Below are 18,466 nucleotides of genomic sequence, written 5' to 3'. Positions count from 1 at the left end.
TTCCTTATATTAACCGCCCAAAAGTAATCCTATTTGTTTTTTCATGGCGTTGATGAAAGACAAATCATACAAACGAACAATGAATCCAACTATTCCAAAAGGCACCGGCATCAAAATGCGGTTGCCCCTGTTCAGTCTACTGGGACTGGTCGTTGCATTTTCTTGCAATCCTTCTCCCGAAGCATTGAAGATCAAGCGCATTGATAGCGAGACAGCAACCGAAATGGCGAAGATGCTGGAAAATCAGGTTCAGCCGGAACTCGAAGAGGGCCTGGAAATTCGCCTATGGGCATCCGATTCCCTGGTTTTTGATCCCATATCCATTGATTTTGATGATGATGGAGCCCTTTATTACAGCCGCACCAACCGACAAAAAAATTCCGAGTTTGATATTCGTGGCCACCAGGATTGGGAAATCAGGTCAATTGGCCTGCAATCCATCGACGATAAGCGGGCCTTTCTTCGGGAAGAATTATCGGCAGAAAACAGCGATAAAAACCAATTTCTCGCTGATGTGAACCAAGACGGCGTGCGCGATTGGAGAGATATGACCGTTGAAAAAGAGCATATCTACCGACTGGCGGATACCGATGGCGATGGTCTGGCAGATCAATACCAGCTTGTATTTGAGGGGTTAAACGAAGAGGTTACCGATGTGGCCGGTGCGGTCATGAAGTACGGGGATGATCTTTTCGTAGGCGCCGGTCCAGACATGTGGCGCATGCGAGAAGACAATCGTACCGGTTTGGTTGAAGAAAAAATGTCTATTTCCCATGGCTATGGCGTACACATCGGCTTTGGGGGGCACGGGATGTCCGGTGCAGAGATGGGGCCCGATGGCCGGGTTTACTGGGGAATTGGAGATATTGGCTTTCAGGGAACCGATCAGGAGGGAAACACCTACAATTACCCAAACCGGGGTGTCATCGCCCGATCCAATCCGGATGGGACGGGTTTTGAAATTTTCGCCATGGGCGTACGAAACACGCATGAATTCGTTTTCGATGCCTATGGTAATCTGATAAGCGTGGATAACGACGGCGATCACCGGGGCGAAAGCGAACGTCTGGTGTACCTGGTAGACGGCTCCGATACCGGTTGGAGAATCAACTGGCAATTTGGTAAGTACCGGGACCCCAAAAACAATTCTTATAAGGTATGGATGGACGAAGGTATGTACCTACCCCGGCACGAAGGGCAGGCGGCGTACTTTATTCCCCCCATCACCAATTACATCAATGGCCCAACCGGGATGTTGTACAACCCAGGCACCGCACTGGGGGAAGACTATAAAAACACATTTTTTGTCGCTGAATTTGTCGGAAACCCCGCGCGCTCAGGCATACATGCCTTTACGCTGGAACCCCGGGGAGCCGGGTTTTCCCTGAAAGAAACCAAAAAAATCATGGGGGGAATTTTGGCCACCGGTATGGATTTTGGACCGGATGGAGCCTTGTATTTTTCCGATTGGATCGATGGTTGGGGAACAAAAGATAATGGTAGGGTTTGGAAACTGGATGACGTTTCCGGTAAAAATAGTCCCATCCGCAAGGAAACCGAAAGCCTTATGAAAGCGGACTTTGGAGCGAAGGAACTTTCGGAGTTGGGAACCCTATTGGAACATGCAGATCAACGAATCCGGCAAAAAGCACAATTTGAGTTGGTAAAAAGAGGGAAGCAGGGGTTTGATGTATTTGAAAAACAGCTGCGTCAGACATCGGTGCAACTCGCCCGTATTCATTCCATTTGGGGGATTGCCCAGATGGAGCGAGCGGGTGATTCAGTAATGGGCGGTCCATTATTGATGACCTACCTCACCGACGAGGACCCGGAAATCCGGGCACAGGCTGCACGTTGGTTGGGCGATATTCGGCATGAAAAGGCTGGCGAGGCATTGATTCCGCTGCTAAAGGATCCATATGCCCGGGCACGGTTCTTTTCGGCTGAAGCGCTGGGTAGAATTGCGCACGAACCCGCCCTACAACCCATCGTCGCTATGTTGGAGGAAAATCAGGACACGGATCTTTACCTGCGACACGCCGGAAGCCTGGCTTTGGCGAGAATTGGAAAGGCCGCTGAGGTGGCTGCCTTGCACACCCATGCATCTGCTGCAGTTCGTTTAGCCGCCGTGATTGCCTTGCGGAGAATGCAGGACCCTTCGATTCAGGTATTTTTACAGGACTCCTCGGAATACATCGTTGCAGAAGCCGCCCGTGCCATCAACGATGACTTTTCCATACGGGAGGCATTGCCTGCTCTGGGAGACTTAACCCGAAAAAGTGGACTTCAATCGGAGCCACTACTCCGCCGGGCCATCAATGCCAACCTCAGGGTAGGTACAGACGCGGCATTAGCCAATTTGCTTGCCTATGTTTCCAACGAAACCGCACCGGTCTCCATGCGCCAGGAGGCAATGGAAGCGCTATCCACCTGGGCAGCACCTTCGGTATTGGATAGGGTAGACGGTAGGTACCGGGGAGTGGTAGTGCGAGACCCATTTGCTCTTCGGTCACGGGCGGACGCGATCCTGGGCCCCTTGCTTGACCATCCCAAGGCTGAGTTGCGTTTATCGGCGGTTCAAGCCTGCGGAAAGATTGGGTTAGCCGAGACTTCCGATCGACTCTTTCTACGACTTACAAGCGACTCAAATGCAGCCGTGCGGGAAGCCGCACTTCGTGCGCTGGCCGGTATTCAGTGGGAAGGAATGGATCGGGCGTTGGAACGCGCCACACGCGATCCGGAAAAAAATGTACGCATCGCTGGTCTTGATCTGATGAATACCATGGATTTTCCCGGAGACCTGTTGGCGGATTTGCTGAAAGAGGTGATAGAAAAGCAGGAAATCGAAGAAAAGCAAGCTGCCCTCCTGGCGTTGACGAAAGTGGAAGCATCCCACGCTGCGCCTGTTATCCAATCGCTTCTCGATCAATGGGAGGCGGGAAAACTCCATCCGGGATTGGTTTTGGAGTTGGGTGAGTCAATCGAATTACTTGATAATGAATTCCTTGAGACACGATTTGCTTCCCTGCAGACCGCTTTGGCCACCGATGATTTGTTGGCCACGTACGCAGGAAGTCTCCATGGAGGGGATGAAAATTCCGGAAGGAGAATTTTCTTTCAGCACCAAACCGGTCAATGCATCCGCTGCCATGCCTACGACGACTACGGTGGAACGGCGGGACCGAGGCTGAATGGAATCGGAGCCGTCCTGAATCGCGAGCAATTATTGGAAGCCCTTATTGATCCAGGCAAGCGCGTAGCCCCCGGCTATGGAATGGTAACGCTGAAATTGGCGGACGGTGAAACTGTAACGGGCATATTGGTAGAAGAGAACGAGGATTCGGTTTTTCTAAAAATTGGAAACGATCCGGAAAAGACCGTGGCAAAAAAGCAAATCAAGGAACGGACAAATGCCCAATCCTCGATGCCCGACATGAAAGGCTTACTGAGCAAGCGGGAGATGCGCGATTTGGTCAGTTTTTTGGTTACCTTGACCGAGGAATGGTAATTGGTGATGCCCGCGCGTATTTAATACACAAACGAAATAACAAGAAGGAAAATAATTGGTTTACATCTTATGATTAAAGGTATTCATTTAATGTGCGTAAGCGGATTTTTTAGAAAATATTTTTTGTTGGCGTTATCCCTATCGGCCTTCGTTACCTGTTCGCAAAAGCCGGAAGAAGTATTCGAAAGCCGCGAGCTAAGCCAGGAAGAAGTAAGTCAGCAGGCAGCGGCAATTCTGAACCTGGTAAAGCCGGAATTTCATCCGAACATGGCCTTGGATATTTGGGCGGTAGATTCCCTGGTAGCAGACCCGATTTCCATGCAAATGGACGACGATGGAACAGTTTTTTACTCGAAGACCAACCGGCGGAAGATCTCTGAATTTGATATACGAAGTCACCAAGATTGGGAAATAGCATCTCAGAAAATGCGGCATGTAGACGATAGAAGGGCCTTTATCCGGAAGGAACTGGCGCCCGAAAACAGTGCAACTAACGAATGGCTACCTGATATAAATGGAGACGGATCTCATGATTGGAAGGATTTGACGGTAGAGAAGGAAAATGTCTTTCGAGTAGAAGATACGGATGGAGATGGACGTGCGGATCGGTCTCAACTGATTGTTAGTGATTTTCATGAGGAAATTTCGGATGTGGCTGGTGCGGTTTTGTACCACGAGGGTGAATTGTTTGTTGGCGTGGCACCAGATCTTTGGAAATTGCGTGACAGCAACGGAGATGGGATCTTGGACGAGAAGGAGTCCCTGGTACATGGCTTTGGCGTGCATATCGGCTTTGGAGGACACAACATGTCCGGATTGAAGGTGGGGCCGGAAGGCAAGATTTATTGGGGTATTGGAGATATTGGTTTTAACGGCGTAGATAAGGAGGGCAATGAACATGTGTATCCCAATTGTGGAGTGATCGCTCGGGCCAATCCCGATGGCAGTGACTTCGAGATTTTTGCCTATGGGGTCCGAAATACCCATGAATTTGACTTTGACGAATACGGCAACCTGATTAGCGTGGATAATGACGGCGATCACCGTGGGGAAAGGGAGCGGATTGTCTACCTGGTAGAGGGGTCGGATACCGGCTGGCGGATCAATTGGCAATTTGGTAAATACCGTGATCCCAAGAACAATTCCTACAAAGTCTGGATGGACGAAAACATGCACTTGCCCAGAACCGAAGGGCAGGCGGCCTATTTTATACCCACAATTGCCAATTACATCAATGGGCCTACCGGAATGGTTTATAATCCCGGAACAGCCCTGGGCCCGGAATGGAAGAATAAATTTTTTGTTGCCGAATTTGCTGGAAATCCCGCACGCTCCGGCATTCATGCATTTGATCTGATACCCAAAGGGGCTGGATTTGAAATGGGAGAGACCGAACAGCTCGTGGGAGGTATCCTTGCTACGGGAATGGATTTCGGTCCCGACGGCTCCCTGTATTTTTCTGACTGGATTGATGGTTGGGTCAATAAAGGATACGGAAGAATTTGGAAATTGACCGATACTACAGCTCCTGCCGATTATTTTCGATCGACTGCTGCCCATTTAGCGGCGGATTTTGGAGAGCGCTCCCTGGAAGAATTGGGTAATCTTCTCTCCTACGAAGATCAGCGCGTACGCCAAAAGGCCCAGTTTGAACTGGCAAAACGCGGTGAGGAAGGATTTGAAATCTTTCAGGCCCTATTGAGCGAGAACGGAAATCAATTCGCGCGCATTCACTCGATCTGGGGGATTGCCCAGCTGGCACGGAAGGATACCGAAAAGGCAGCCGCATTGCTGCCGCTTCTGTCCGCAGGCGACGATGAGATTCGCGCCCAGGCCGCCAAATGGCTGGGTGATCTACGGTATACCGAAGCAGCAACGGCTTTGGTTCCCTTACTCAATGATCCCCATGCCCGGGTTCAGTTTTTCGCTGCCGAAGCAATCGGTAGGATCGGACACCGCGAGGGCGCGGAAGCACTGGTAGACCTTTTGGTACAAAATCAGGACGAAGACCTATATATCCGCCACGCTGCCAGTCTTGCTTTATCCCGTGTTGCCGAGCCCGAGTTTTTGATTGGCTTGGCGGAGCATTCATCAGCTTCCGTGCGATTGGGAGCCGTCCTGGCGCTTAGGAGACTCAGACACGAAGGTGTCCAGCAGTTTTTGGCGGATGAGAGCGAATACATTGTTGCCGAAGCAGCTCGGGCAATAAACGACGATTTTTCCATTCCGGCAGCTTTACCGGCACTTGGCAATCTTCTAGTGAGTGGTAAATTTAATTCAGAGCCCTTGATCCGAAGAGCCATCAACGCCAATCTCAGGTGGGGTTCGGAACAGGCCCTGTCCAATCTTTTGAACTACAGTATTCGCTCCGACGCACCCGAAGCCATGCGGATGGAAGCCATTGCCACCCTTAGCAGCTGGGCATCTCCCTCCGTACTTGATCGGGTAGACGGCTGGTACCGGGGAGAAATCGAGCGGGATAGGAACCAACTTCAGGCGACTAGCTCCGAAACCTTACAGCGGTTGACCGCGAGCAGTAGTCCGGAAATCCGTAAAGCAGCTGTTCAGGCGCTGGGTTTGGTGGGAATCGGCGAATCTTCCGGGAATTTGTTGCGTCTGTTAGCGAGCGACCCGGCTGCCGAAGTGCGAGAAGCCTGTCTTCGGGCCCTGGCAACAATCCCGAATGCTCCCGTTGGTGAGGCGATAGAAATTGCCCTGGCCGATAAAGAAAAATTGGTACGTGTGGCAGGATTGGCGCTACTGGAACAGCAGGACATCAACGATGGTACGAAAGCATCCCTATTGGAGGAAGTGATTCAAAAAAGAACCGTTGAAGAGCAACAGGCGGCGGTCACAGCCCTGGCAAAGCTGGACGAAAAAGCCTCTCTTCCCGTCATGGAACAGTTACTGGATCAGCTGGAAAGTGGGCAGTTGCCTCCGGCTATCGAATTGGAATTTTTTGAGGCCATGGAAGCGATGGAAACGGGAGATCTGCTAAGCCGCTATGAAGAAATTAAGGCGGAAATGTCGGAAGACGATCTGCTCGCCAGTTATGGGGGAAGTATGTATGGTGGCGATGTGGCAAAGGGGAGGAGAATCTTTTTCCAGCATGCGACCGGGCAGTGTATCAAATGCCATGCATACGACGATTTTGGCGGAAATGCGGGGCCAAAGCTTAATGGAATAGGGAAGACCCTTAACAGACAACAGTTACTGGAAGCCTTGATCGATCCCAGCAAACGATTGGCACCAGGCTTTGGGGTGGTTACCTTGACGTTGGATTCCGAAAAGACCCTTGCCGGGATAAAAGTGGACGAGGATGCCAACAGCATTACACTAAAAATGGGGAACCAACCCGATACGCTGATTCAGAAATCACATATTGTGACGCGTCGGGATGCCCCGTCCAGCATGCCCGATATGAAGGAATACCTCACCCGAAGGGAAATCAGGGACTTGGTAAGTTTCCTGGCCACCCTTGAAGAACCATTTAATTGATCGCTAACTTTTTTTGGAAGGTACATTTCCTGAAGGGTTGCAACCTATTGAAAAATAGCCACTACGTTTTAGTTTAATGGAGTCAGTTCGTAAGAATGAAACAGTACGAAAAAATATTTCCAGTGGTTAGGGTTTGTTTATCCATGGAAATTTTCGTCGGCGTGTATGGGGCCTGGTTTGCTTCTTAGGTGCATCGGTTCCTGGCTGGACAATACGGCGCTGACCTCAGAAATGACGGATAGGGCAATCTCCTCGGGGCTTTCCGCACCGATGTTCAGCCCCATGGGTCCGTAGATTCGTTGTAGATCCCCGGATGAAAGGTGGATCCCTTCCTTTTCCAGGTTCTCAATCAATTTTTCCAGTTTTTTCTTTGGTCCCAACACGCCTAAATACGGGAATTGATAGGGGTGCAGGCCACTCATGATGGCAAGGTCATACGTGAAATTATGCGTCATCAACAATACGGCTGTTCGTCTGTCCGGGCGCAATTCGGGAAGTATTTCTGCGGCTTTCCCAACCAGTAATTGAGCGGCCATGGGAAATCGGGATTTTGTGGCGTAATCGGACCGTCCATCCACGAGAATCAATTCCCATCCCATGACCGAGGCCAGTTGCGTCAAGGGTATCACGTCGTTTCCAGCGCCGATGACAAGCAACTGTACCGGAGCCGCAATGAATTCCACAAAGGCTTGCAGGGTATCGGTCGCTTCCACAGGAACGATCAGGGACTGCCGCTGATCCAGGACTTTTTCTGCCTTTTTTCGAACAAATTCGATGGAGGGTTGCTGTAAAGAATCCAGGTTGGCATTGGTTAGGAATCCGTTTCCGGGAAACAGCATGCAGGTACCAGTCTGTGGGGCTCGTTTTTTTTGGGTATCAAAGAACGTGACAATCACCTTATCCTCCCTGTTTTCAAGGGTTTGTTTCAATAAGGCAATGGGATTGTTTTCCGTATTCGGGAGGATGGGTTCGATAAGAATATGAATGATACCATTGCAGCCCAGGCCAACGCCAAACTTTGCGTCGTCTTCATCAGTAGTATCGTAGGTAACGAGCATGGATTTCTCACTAAAAATGACCATTTGGGCCTTTTTTAGCGCATCTCCTTCCAGACATCCGCCGGAAATAGCGCCTGTCAGCTGACCGTTTTCAGTGACCAGCATTCGAGCACCCGGCCTCCGATAAGAAGATCCATCCACTTTTACTACCGTAGCCAATGCAGAAGCCTCTCCGTTTTGAACAGCCATTTCGTAGGCTTTTACAATGGATTTTATTTCTTTCATTGGTTGCTAGAAGTTATCCTTGTGAAAATAGGTTATTGGAAAGACTTCGTTTTTCTTAAAAACGGTTGCATCCGCAGGTAGGCTAAGAAATGCATCGGCTTCCGATAGGTGCACCCAGTCCCCGGAACCCGAATTTTTGATCGGCACTGCCCAGATTTTACCTTCCCGTATGGTCGTTTTCACCAATAGGTGGTAGGTTACCGGTCGGTTAAAAACGACCTCGTCCGCCAGAATAGCGGAAGGGGTTTCGGTGTCCCGTTGCAGGGAATTGGACAACCAGGTTTTGAAATAGGTGTGAAAACAAACCAGGGTAGAGGCTGGGTTTCCCGGAAATCCGAAAACAAAACAATCACCTTTTCGGCCAAACAAAAACGGTTTTCCGGGTTTTTGGTTGACTCCATGAATAAGCGTATCCACCCCCAGTTCACGGAACACTTCCGGAAGAAAGTCGAATTTTCCCTTGGATACCGCTCCGGAAAACAGCAGCACCTGGTATTCCTTCAGCGCTTTTTCAATTCCTTCTTTAAGTTCCTGCCGTTCATCTGCCAAATGGGCCGTTTTGGCGTTGATCCCGAGGTCTTTTAGGGCCGACTCGAGCATGTACACATTGGAGCTTCGAATCTGATGGGGGAGAGGTGGTTGCTCCACCGGCACCAGTTCGTCTCCAGTGGCACACACGAGTACCCTGGGAAGTTGACGAACGCTTACCTGTGCATGGCCAAGGCTGGCGAGTACGCTTAATTTTCCCGCGTGGATCCAATTTCCTTTTTCCAAAATTCGGTCTCCCTTCTTCGCGTCGGTTCCTTGAAGATGTACGTTTTGATACGGCGAATACTGTGCGCTGTCTACTTCGGCCATTCCATCCAGCAGGCGAATTTTCTCGTAGGGAATCACACAGTCGGTATTTTTTGGTAGCATTGCCCCGGTCATTACTTCCAGACAATGGTTGGAATTGGATAGGCTACGTTGGGGCTGACCGGCTGCCTGAATGCCTTCTATAGGGTATCGTTTGTTGGCCTTCAGCGATGCAGCCTGAATGGCAATGCCGTCCATGGTTACCCGGTGAAACGGCGGCGCATCCCTGTCCGCAAATACATCGGTAGCGAGGGTGTGGTGCAGGCTTTTTTGAAACGGTAGCGACGTGTCCGGTAGGGATAAGGGGTTGGTTGAAAGTATTTCCTTGGCTTCGTGTACGGATATCATGCGGAAGGAGGTTGTCGGTGTAATTCGGGGGATTATCCCCCCAAAAAGGACATGGACTTTTTCGGAATTTTTTTGCTTTGGGCTTCTGCTTCAAACCCATCTTTCGCTTTTCTGGCTACTGCCTGTACGATTTCTTCGACAAGAAGGGCCTCAGTCATCCCGCTTCGAAGGACGTCGCGAAGATTGGCGACCGGTGGTCCATACAGGCAGGTTCGCAATTCGCCGGTGGCAGAAAGTCGAATTCTGTTGCAAGTGCCGCAAAAGGTTCGACTAAACGCGGGAATAATCCCGAAGCTACCTGCGTAACCCGGAACCCGGTAGTTGACCGAAGTGCTGTTTTTTTCATCGGGGACCTTCACCAGGTCAGGGAAATGTCCCTTTATGTAGTCAAACAAGGCAATATGGTTCCAGGTGGGTGGCACAAACGAACCGGTACCGTTAAAGGGCATTTCTTCCAAAAAGCGGACGGATATGGGTTGGGTTTCGGTCAATTTCACAAAGGGTAGGATGTCTTCCGTATTCTTATTCCCGTCGACCACACAATTCAATTTGACAAGAAACCCTTCTTCTACTAACTTCAGAATACAGGCAAATACCTCTTCGAAGCGATCCCTGCGTGTGATTTGGTAAAACCGCTGTCGATCCAGGGAATCCAGCGAAATGTTGATTTTCCGAATGCCCAACGTTGCCAACTGTTTAATTTGGGAATTGGAGATCGACCCATTGCTGGTGAGGGTGATTTCTTTTAGTTCCGGATGCCGGGAAAGTTGAGTCAAAAAGTCCATGATGCCCTTTCGGACAAATGGCTCGCCTCCCGTGATACGAATTTTTTTGACCCCCAACGATAGAAAAAGCGTGCACAAGTAATCCAATTCCTCGTAACTGAGCAGATCTTTTCGTTGAACAAAGTCGATGCCTTCCTCTGGCATGCAGTAGTAACACCTGAAGTTGCAACGATCCGTGACCGACAACCGAAGGTAATCCAGTGTTCTTCCGTAACTATCTGTCAGCGTTCCTCTCATACAATTGGCGTATTCTTAATATTCATTAAGGATGGGCATTTACCCAAACCGTATTATCCGTAAAATACTCTTTTTTCCAAATAGGAACCCTATTTTTCAATTCGTCAATCAGGTATCGGCTGGCTTCAAAGGAATCGTTTCTATGGGCGGTAGCGGTACCAATAGCGACCACGGGATCACCTACTTTCTTATTTCCAAGCACATGCACCATCAGCAATTTCTTTATTGGCCACCGTTCCATCGCCTCTGCGGCGATTTCCTCCATTTGGCGAATGGCCATGGGATCGTATCCTTCAAACTTGAGTTGAACGACCGTTTTTCCATGGGCATGGTTTCGGACACTTCCGATGAATAGGTCGATACCCCCCGCTTCCGGGTGCTGAAGCCAGGAATACACTTCAGTTAGATTGATCTGACTGACCAGTTTTATTTGCTTCATTTCAACCTCCACTTACGGGTGGTAACAGGGCGATCTCTTGGTTGTCCGCTAGAAGCCGTTCGTCAGTTGCGTACTCCTGATCTACCGCAATGGCAAAACTTGAGAGATTTCCCATCTCCGGATAAGATGCCAAAATCCATTGCTTCAGACTTTTTACCGATGTGATGCGTGCTTCTTGGGGTACCTGCAAGATTTGCTCTCCGATAATCTCCTTTGAAATTCCGAATAGAAGAATTTCCATAGCTGGTTTATTTGGTTTTATTAGGATGGTTAAATTTACACAATCGAATTTGATTAACCGCGAAAATAGGCCGGTTATTCTGTATGGAAATACCGGCACGCTAAATTTCTACTATGCGGTGACCTGTGCGGTACAATTCCTCACCCCTTCTACCGAATCTCCCAAATCGGATAAAGAAAAATAAATCGTAATTATTTTAATTAAGCTTAAATTAAGGTTTTTTATTAGGAGAAAATACGAAAAAATAATGTAACATTTTGGGTTAACGCCAAATTTAATAAACTCTAACGCTAACTAAAATAAATAATTCGAAAATCAAACGATAATTTTATAAAAAAATTTAAATGAAGTAAAAAATTGTGATTTTTGGGAAAAATACATTACTTGTACCTGGTAATGTCATTATATAACCGATGTCAACTGAAAATATCAATTCGGTTCCTGAACTGGTAAGCTGCTTAAAGGAGGGGGACCGTGATGCCTTTCATCAGCTTTACGAGCTATTTGCTACCAAGATCCTTTGTACCTGTAAAAAAATGTACCTGACCCATGAAGATGCAGAGGAGGTCGTTCAAGAAGTGTTTTTGAAGGTTTGGGAAAAAAGGCAAGGCTTGGACTGTACCCTGTCCTTTAATGCCTATCTTTTTACGATGATGCGCTCTTCCATTTTTAAACGTTCACGCAAACAAGCACTTGAAATCGCATACCAGAAATACCAGCTGAATTATGGAGAGCGCGAAACGGGGAGTGTAGAACTGGAATTGGAGTACGAAGAGTTAAAGCATTTTTCGGAAAAAGCCATCGCGGCCTTGCCTAAGGGACAACAGGAAGTGTTTAAATTGAAATTTACCGAGCACTTGACAGCCGATGAAATTGCCGGACGGTTGCAGCTTTCCAAACGAACCGTCGAGAATCAACTCTACAAAGCGACCAAAAGGCTAAAACAGGAGTTTTCGTCCAGTGATTTGATTCCTTCCGATCTCTTCGTCTTTTTGCTATTTTTCTAATTCAATCTCCTTTTTATTTTTTTATTTTAGTAAAAAAGCATATTTCCTTAAAAAATATGGAAATATTTCGCTTCGCATAAGTAAATATCCTGTCTGAGGGATATATACCGTATAACCTAGCAGGCGAAGATGAAAAGCTTTAATCAAAATTGGAAAGATTTTCACGAAGGCAAACTTTCAAAAAGCCAGGCGCGGGAATTTATTACGTACCTGGATAGTCCCGATGGGAATCGGGATTTTCAGCAATTGTTGAAAATAGTGTGGGGGACGGAGGCCAATGCAGGGCAGAAAGGCATGGGGTTGCCGGGCAAACCAGAACCTCCGGAGCCGGGTAAGCGGCTGGATCGATCGGCTGAATCGCAACGGAAGCAAAGCAGAACTCCCCGGCGCATTGCTACCTGGCTTAGGTATGCGGCCTCTCTGGTTTTCTTTTTGCTGATGCTGCGTGAAATTGGATTCATGAATGAAGCGGCAGACACACAAAACAGTTCCGACAAGAAAGAGCAGGCCGCTTGGGTAGTTAAATCCAATCCAAAGGGAAGGAAATCGAAAATTCTATTACCAGATAGCTCTCTGGTCTTTTTAAATGCCGGCAGTGAACTCAGCTACCCGCGTAATTTCACGGAGAACCGTCAGGTTCTGTTGCGAGGTGAAGCATTTTTTGACGTAAAAAAGTACAAGCAGCAGCCTTTTCTCGTAAAGACTGCTCACGTAACAACCACCGTTTTAGGTACTTCTTTTAATATCAACACCGATTACCTGGAATCCACTGAAATTGCTTTGGCTACCGGTAAGATCAGTATACGAAATGACTATACCGGTAAGGATATGCTTCTTCGTCCGGGTGAAGCCAGTCTCGTTTCCAGAGGAGAGCAACCCATGAAAAAATTTACAGTAGATCCGGCGAAAATTCCCTTATGGACCGAGGGCGTTTTACATTTTGAAAAAGAACCCTTTGTGTTGGTCAAGAATAAGCTGGAGAATTGGTACGGCGTTGAAATCGCCGTGAATGGACCCGTGCCAGACGTGAAGTGCTCCGGAACGTTCGAAAAGCAGGCGTATTTGTCGGATGTGCTTGCCGTTTTGGCGCACTCCGTGCGTTTTTCCTTCGATATTGATGGTAAAAATGTGGTCATTTATCCCATATCAAGTTAAGTTTTCAAAAAATCACAAGCGTTTAAACCAATACCCAAAATCCCATGAAACATGTTTTATTAAAACCGATTAAAAATCTGAAAGTCAGATTGCTGGCCTTTGGAATTTTATGCTTTCTGGTAGCACATACCGGCTATGCTTTTGACAGTGTCAAGAGTATCGAAGAAGTAATGATCAAGCTGGATATCAGGCAGGGAAGCCTGCAGGAGATTCTGGACCACATTGAGACCAAAACCGATTACCGGTTTTTCTATACCGATAATGGTATCGACGATGAGCAGATTTTAAAACTAAACCAGGTAAAGGGCAGTGTTGCGGATATACTTAAAGAGTTGGCTCGGGAAAAACGCCTTCATTTCAAACAGGTAAATAACACCATCAGTGTGCGTTTTCTTACCGAAAAAACCGGGCGAAAAGCGCTGGAAATCGTTGTGGAAGTGGCGGATATCGAGGTTTCAGGAAAGGTGGTGGATCCTTCCGGAGAGCCGTTGCCTGGGGTAGCCGTATCGGTATCCGGTACCAACATCGGTACCATTACCAATATCGACGGCGAGTTTACCCTGACTGCGCCGGAAGATGGTGTTTTGCAGGTATCCTATATTGGCTTTAGCACCCAACGAATTGAGATCAATTCCAGATCAATCATCAACATCACCCTTCAGGAAGACATCGCCGGACTGGAAGAAGTGGTCGTAACGGCATTGGGTATCAAACGAGAAGCGAAAAGTTTGGGGTACGCAACCTCTACGGTGGAATCCGAAGAAATGACCATCAACCGTACACCAAATTTCATGAACTCACTTCAGGGAAAGGTCGCCGGGGTAAACATTACGTCCATGGGTTCGGGACCACAAGGAAGTAGCAAGGTCAGAATCCGAGGCGTATCCTCTTTTGGCGGAAATAATTCCCCCTTGATCGTTGTAAACGGCGTACCCATCGACAATACCAACTTTGGTGTCAGCGGGGATGTTTCGGAAGTTGGTAGTAATCGAAACTCAGATAGTGGAGATGGATTGAGTAGTATTAACCCGGATGACATTACCTCCATGTCCGTTTTGAAAGGAGCAGCGGCATCTGCTTTGTACGGAGCCCGTGCAAAGGATGGGGTAATCATGATTACTACCAGAAACCGGGCCAGTGGATCAGGTATTCAGGTGGAATTGAATACCAATTACACGAACGATACGCCGCTTGACTTTACCGATTACCAGTACGAATACGGTCAGGGAGAGGGTGGCATACGGCCCAATTCGCCCCGACCGGTATCCGGTGTATGGAGTTTTGGAGAGCGATTTCAGCCGGGTATGACACAGATTTTGTTTGATGGCATAGAAGTTCCCTACGAGCCCCAACCCAATAAAATCCGTGACTATTACCGAAATGGATCCACGTTTACAAACACCATTACGATTTCATCTGGCGGAGAGAACGGGGGGTTCAGCCTTTCGGCATCCAATATGGACAGCAAAGCCATCCTTCCGGGATCAAACTATAACCGGAAGACAATCAACATGGGTTTCACCCAAAACTTCAAGAAACTAACCGTTTCAGGAAACATCAATTACTCCAAAGAAGACCGAATCAATCCTCCAAACATCGCCGAGCAGGATTTTAGTCCGGTGGTAATTTACACCTTGGCCACTTCTATGCCTATGGATTTGCTCGAGCAATATGCCTTCGATGAAAATGGGGATGAATTTCCGTATTCCCGATTTACGAACCGTACCAATCCCTATTTTGCACTTTCCCGATTTGAGAACAACGTGCGTGACCGGGTGTACGGCAACATTACCGCCAGGTACGACATCACGGATTGGCTGTACGCACAGGGAAGGATCGGACAGGATTTTTTCTCCAGGGATTCGGAATACAATTTGCCCACTGGTTCGCGACGGCAGTCGGCACCTCCTCCGGGCTTTGTAAACGGACAATTTGTGCAGGACATGCGGACCTTCCGGGAGGTAAACGCAGACTTTTTAATTGGGATGGATAAAACGTTTGGCGATTTTGGATTGTTGGTAAACCTTGGTGGAAACCAAATGTACCGACGGCTAGATGTGAATACGCTTCTCGGGGAAAACTTCTATACCCGTGATTTGTATACCATTGGTAACTCCAGCAAAATCACAACCAATTACACCATTTCGGAAAGGCAGGTTAATTCACTCTATGCGAGTACCGAATTGTCCTACAAAGGATTCCTTTACGTAAACGGAACTGCCAGAAACGATTGGTTTTCTACCCTTTCTCCGGCGAACCGAAGCATTCTTTACCCTTCCATCACCGGTAGCTTTGTGTTTTCACAGGCCTTCGCCAACCTGCCCAATTGGATTTCATTTGGAAAGGTTCGGATAGCCTATGCAGAGGTAGGTAGCGACACGGACGTACAACCTTATGCGAATAACCTTTTCTACAATATCAATCAGCAGCAATTCCCCAACTCCAATGGTATTGCGCAACCGGTAGGTTCCATTAGTGGATCGGTGGTTCCCAACGATAACCTTCGCCCCATGAGGGTCTCCGAACGGGAAATTGGGTTGGAAATGACGCTTTTTGACAACCTCCGGTTTGAAGTTTCCTACTACGATAAGTTGTCTTCCGACCAAATCCTGCAGGCGCAGGTTTCGGATGGGTCGGGGTACCTCAACCAGCTGATCAATGTCGGTGAGAGTAAAAATACGGGGCTAGAAATGTTTGCAGCCATCTCCCCAATCACCGGGCCTAATTTTAACTGGAATTTCAGTGCCAATGCTGCGTACAACCAGTCCGAAGTATTGAGTCTGGGTGACGACGTGGAAGGCACGTTTATTACCGTTGGCCGAGCAGATTTTCACGGTGAAGTTCGCCAGGAAGTTGGCAAGCCCATGGCCCAATTGTACGGCTGGGGTTACCGTCGGGACGAACAGGGAAGACAGATCTTTGACCCAAATAACGGCCGCCCACTTCGTTCAACGGAGCAACTGAACTTCGGAACGGCCATTCCCATCTGGGTCGGTGGCTTCACCAACAGTTTTAATTACAAGAACCTGAATTTTACTTTCCTAATCGATTATAAACTGGGCCACAAAATGATTTCCGGAACGCATACCAACGCCTACAGGCACGGTCTGGATAAGGCCACCCTCGAAGGTAGGGAGCAGGGATTCGTCGTGGGCGATGGAGTAAATCCGAATGGCGAAATCAATACCGCACAATCACCCATCCAAACGTATTACGAGACCATCCGATCCGGAAGAATGTCGGAGCAATCCGTTTTCAACGCCGGGTCCTGGCAACTACGCCAGGTGACCGTAGGGTATGATTTTACACCGCACCTTCCGGATAACAACTTTATACGCGGTTTGCGACTGAATCTGGTTTCCAATAATGTCGCTGTTCTGAAGCAGTGGGTGCCCCATATCCACCCCGATCAAAACGGGATTATCTCCGACAATAGAGCAGGCCTGGAGGCCACAGGATTGCCGGTAACCCGAAGCATTGGATTCAACTTAAATGTTAAATTTTAAGAAGGAATTGCTTCAACGAAACATTGTTATATCCGATTAAACGAAACTGAAATGAAAAAGTCAACAATACTACACGTGTTTTTGGGGTTGGCGGTAGCCTTTTTCTCCGGCTCCTGCGACGAGGGCTTTGACGAAATGAATACCAATCCGGTTCGTCTTACCTCCATTGATCCCACCTTTCAATTGAATCAAGCCATAATTTCCAGTTCTCCGGGGTACAACAACCTTACCTATGAGACTACGATTGTCAGGCAGATGATAACCCCCTTCCAGGGAGTGGGTACCGGCGGAAACCTGAATCAGGACAACCGTTCAGCCACCCAGGGCAACTGGCAAAATGGCTACCGAAACATCATAAAAAACCTGGTAGACGGCATAGAAAACCTTCGGGATAGTCCCGAGCGCTCAAATCTACTCAGCATTATGCGTATTTGGAGAGCACATGCATTCATGATGCTGACGGATACCTACGGGGATATTCCCTATACCGAGGCTGGTTTGGGATACATAGAAGGAAACGTATTCCCCAATTACGATTCCCAGGAATCCATCTACACCGACCTGTTAAACGATTTGGAAGCAGCGGTGCAAACATTGAACGAAGCCAATGACCCCATCAACCAGGAGATCATGTACAGCGGCAATATCGGACAATGGCGAAGACTGGGCAACTCGCTGTTGCTACGTGCCGCCATGCGCTTGGTGAAGGTAAACCCTTCTCGGGCACAGGAATTTGCCACCAAAGCAATCAACGGAGGCCTGATGCAATCCAATGAAGACAACGCCCTGGTGCGGCACAATGCCGATTACCGAAACAACGTGGGTACCAACCTAAACGGAGGCCAGGCACCTTTCTATTACCTCGATCAGGAATTTGTGAATTTTCTAAAAAGCAACAACGACCCGCGGTTGGAGTCCATTGCCGTTCGGTATGTCGGTGCCATGAGTGGGGGCGAACAAACGGAGGCAAATGCAGACCGCTCGCCAGAAGCGCAAGTAGGGATGCCCCAGGGATACGACAACACCACGATCATTCCGGTGGTGGAGGAAGCCGGGCTGGCAAGTTTGTTTGATTACAGTCAGTTGGACCGTAGGCGTTTGGGAAATCCCGAAGCGCCAAACTTTCTCGTGACCTATTCCCAAACCCTGCTACTTTGGGCCGAAGCGGTGGCCAGAGGCTGGGTGCAAGGAGATGCCGAACAGTTGTACCACGACGGGATTCGTGCCCATATGGAACAGATGGCGTATTGGCCAAACGACACCGAAATCGCTCCGGACGCCATCGAAGAATACATTCAAAACCACCCGCTGGAAGCCGGTAAGGAACTGGAACTAATTAACACCCAATACTGGGTATCCTCCTTCCTAATAGGCCCCGAAACCTGGGCGAATTTTAGAAGGAGCGGGTACCCGGTGGTAAACCCAAATCCGTATCCGGGAAGCGATTTGCAATCAGAAGATTTTATCCGAAGACTGACCTATCCCGATTCGGAGCTAACAGTTAATTTTGAAAACGTGCAAGAAGCGACCAGCCGAATGGGTCCGGATATTTTGGATACCCGGGTTTGGTGGGATGTCAATGTAGGATTTTAGTCATAAAATTC

11 protein-coding genes are annotated in these 18,466 nt (G+C 48.4%); 6 read left to right on the top strand and 5 right to left on the bottom strand.

What is annotated here, in order from left to right:
* The first annotated feature begins 79 nt into the window (after nucleotides 1–79).
* Nucleotides 80–3,508: a HEAT repeat domain-containing protein gene (locus BMW71_RS04225; protein ID WP_177179566.1), complete on the top strand. Its 3,429-nt coding sequence runs from the start codon at nucleotides 80–82 to the stop codon at nucleotides 3,506–3,508.
* Nucleotides 3,509–3,634: 126 nt separating this feature from the next.
* A complete protein-coding gene (locus BMW71_RS04220) occupies nucleotides 3,635–7,006 on the top strand; it encodes a HEAT repeat domain-containing protein (protein ID WP_244891072.1) in 3,372 nt (1,123 codons plus the stop codon).
* Nucleotides 7,007–7,143: 137 nt separating this feature from the next.
* Here BMW71_RS04220 and BMW71_RS04215 read toward each other — a convergent pair whose 3' ends face one another.
* From BMW71_RS04215 to BMW71_RS04195, 5 genes are read right to left on the bottom strand one after another with little or no spacing between them, the layout of a single operon-like run.
* Nucleotides 7,144–8,289 (bottom strand): XdhC family protein, encoded by a 1,146-nt coding sequence (locus tag BMW71_RS04215; protein WP_092169820.1) that lies wholly within the window; start codon nucleotides 8,287–8,289, stop codon nucleotides 7,144–7,146.
* 6 nt (nucleotides 8,290–8,295) lie between these two features.
* The gene (locus BMW71_RS04210) at nucleotides 8,296–9,492 is read right to left on the bottom strand and encodes a molybdopterin molybdotransferase MoeA (protein ID WP_092169817.1); all 1,197 of its coding nucleotides are present in this window, start codon (nucleotides 9,490–9,492) and stop codon (nucleotides 8,296–8,298) included.
* 32 nt (nucleotides 9,493–9,524) lie between these two features.
* Nucleotides 9,525–10,514, bottom strand: a complete 990-nt coding sequence (gene moaA / locus BMW71_RS04205) for a GTP 3',8-cyclase MoaA (RefSeq protein ID WP_092169814.1) — start codon at nucleotides 10,512–10,514, stop codon at nucleotides 9,525–9,527.
* 25 nt (nucleotides 10,515–10,539) lie between these two features.
* The gene (locus tag BMW71_RS04200; RefSeq protein WP_092169812.1) at nucleotides 10,540–10,953 is read right to left on the bottom strand and encodes a molybdenum cofactor biosynthesis protein MoaE; all 414 of its coding nucleotides are present in this window, start codon (nucleotides 10,951–10,953) and stop codon (nucleotides 10,540–10,542) included.
* A 1-nt stretch (nucleotide 10,954) separates the two neighbouring features.
* Nucleotides 10,955–11,194 (bottom strand): MoaD/ThiS family protein, encoded by a 240-nt coding sequence (locus BMW71_RS04195; RefSeq protein ID WP_092169809.1) that lies wholly within the window; start codon nucleotides 11,192–11,194, stop codon nucleotides 10,955–10,957.
* Nucleotides 11,195–11,607: 413 nt separating this feature from the next.
* Between BMW71_RS04195 and BMW71_RS04190 the strand changes: the two genes are divergently transcribed.
* The 4 genes from BMW71_RS04190 to BMW71_RS04175 all read left to right on the top strand — a co-directional run bounded on the left by BMW71_RS04190 (nucleotide 11,608) and on the right by BMW71_RS04175 (nucleotide 18,455).
* A complete protein-coding gene (locus BMW71_RS04190) occupies nucleotides 11,608–12,201 on the top strand; it encodes an RNA polymerase sigma factor (RefSeq protein WP_092169806.1) in 594 nt (197 codons plus the stop codon).
* A gap of 129 nt (nucleotides 12,202–12,330) precedes the next feature.
* On the top strand, nucleotides 12,331–13,356 hold the full coding sequence (locus BMW71_RS04185; RefSeq protein ID WP_092169804.1) for a FecR family protein: 1,026 nt from the start codon (nucleotides 12,331–12,333) through the stop codon (nucleotides 13,354–13,356).
* Between the two features lie 44 nt (nucleotides 13,357–13,400).
* Nucleotides 13,401–16,862: a SusC/RagA family TonB-linked outer membrane protein gene (locus BMW71_RS04180; protein ID WP_092169801.1), complete on the top strand. Its 3,462-nt coding sequence runs from the start codon at nucleotides 13,401–13,403 to the stop codon at nucleotides 16,860–16,862.
* 51 nt (nucleotides 16,863–16,913) lie between these two features.
* Nucleotides 16,914–18,455 carry a SusD/RagB family nutrient-binding outer membrane lipoprotein gene (locus BMW71_RS04175; protein ID WP_092169798.1) on the top strand — a complete coding sequence of 514 codons (1,542 nt, stop codon included), beginning with the start codon at nucleotides 16,914–16,916 and terminating at the stop codon, nucleotides 18,453–18,455.
* Nucleotides 18,456–18,466: the final 11 nt, after the last annotated feature.

This window comes from Cyclobacterium xiamenense (assembly GCF_900109255.1).
GTDB lineage: Bacteria > Bacteroidota > Bacteroidia > Cytophagales > Cyclobacteriaceae > Cyclobacterium > Cyclobacterium xiamenense.
This window is presented reverse-complemented; position numbering and strand designations above follow the sequence as displayed.

Coding starts and splice junctions, on each gene's coding strand:
- BMW71_RS04225 (WP_177179566.1), top strand. CDS start 80: ATGAATCCAACTATTCCAAAAGGCACCGGCATCAAAATGCGGTTGCCC.
- BMW71_RS04215 (WP_092169820.1), bottom strand. CDS start 8,289: ATGAAAGAAATAAAATCCATTGTAAAAGCCTACGAAATGGCTGTTCAA.
- BMW71_RS04210 (WP_092169817.1), bottom strand. CDS start 9,492: ATGATATCCGTACACGAAGCCAAGGAAATACTTTCAACCAACCCCTTA.
- moaA (WP_092169814.1), bottom strand. CDS start 10,514: ATGAGAGGAACGCTGACAGATAGTTACGGAAGAACACTGGATTACCTT.
- BMW71_RS04200 (WP_092169812.1), bottom strand. CDS start 10,953: ATGAAGCAAATAAAACTGGTCAGTCAGATCAATCTAACTGAAGTGTAT.
- BMW71_RS04195 (WP_092169809.1), bottom strand. CDS start 11,194: ATGGAAATTCTTCTATTCGGAATTTCAAAGGAGATTATCGGAGAGCAA.
- BMW71_RS04190 (WP_092169806.1), top strand. CDS start 11,608: ATGTCAACTGAAAATATCAATTCGGTTCCTGAACTGGTAAGCTGCTTA.
- BMW71_RS04185 (WP_092169804.1), top strand. CDS start 12,331: ATGAAAAGCTTTAATCAAAATTGGAAAGATTTTCACGAAGGCAAACTT.
- BMW71_RS04180 (WP_092169801.1), top strand. CDS start 13,401: ATGAAACATGTTTTATTAAAACCGATTAAAAATCTGAAAGTCAGATTG.
- BMW71_RS04175 (WP_092169798.1), top strand. CDS start 16,914: ATGAAAAAGTCAACAATACTACACGTGTTTTTGGGGTTGGCGGTAGCC.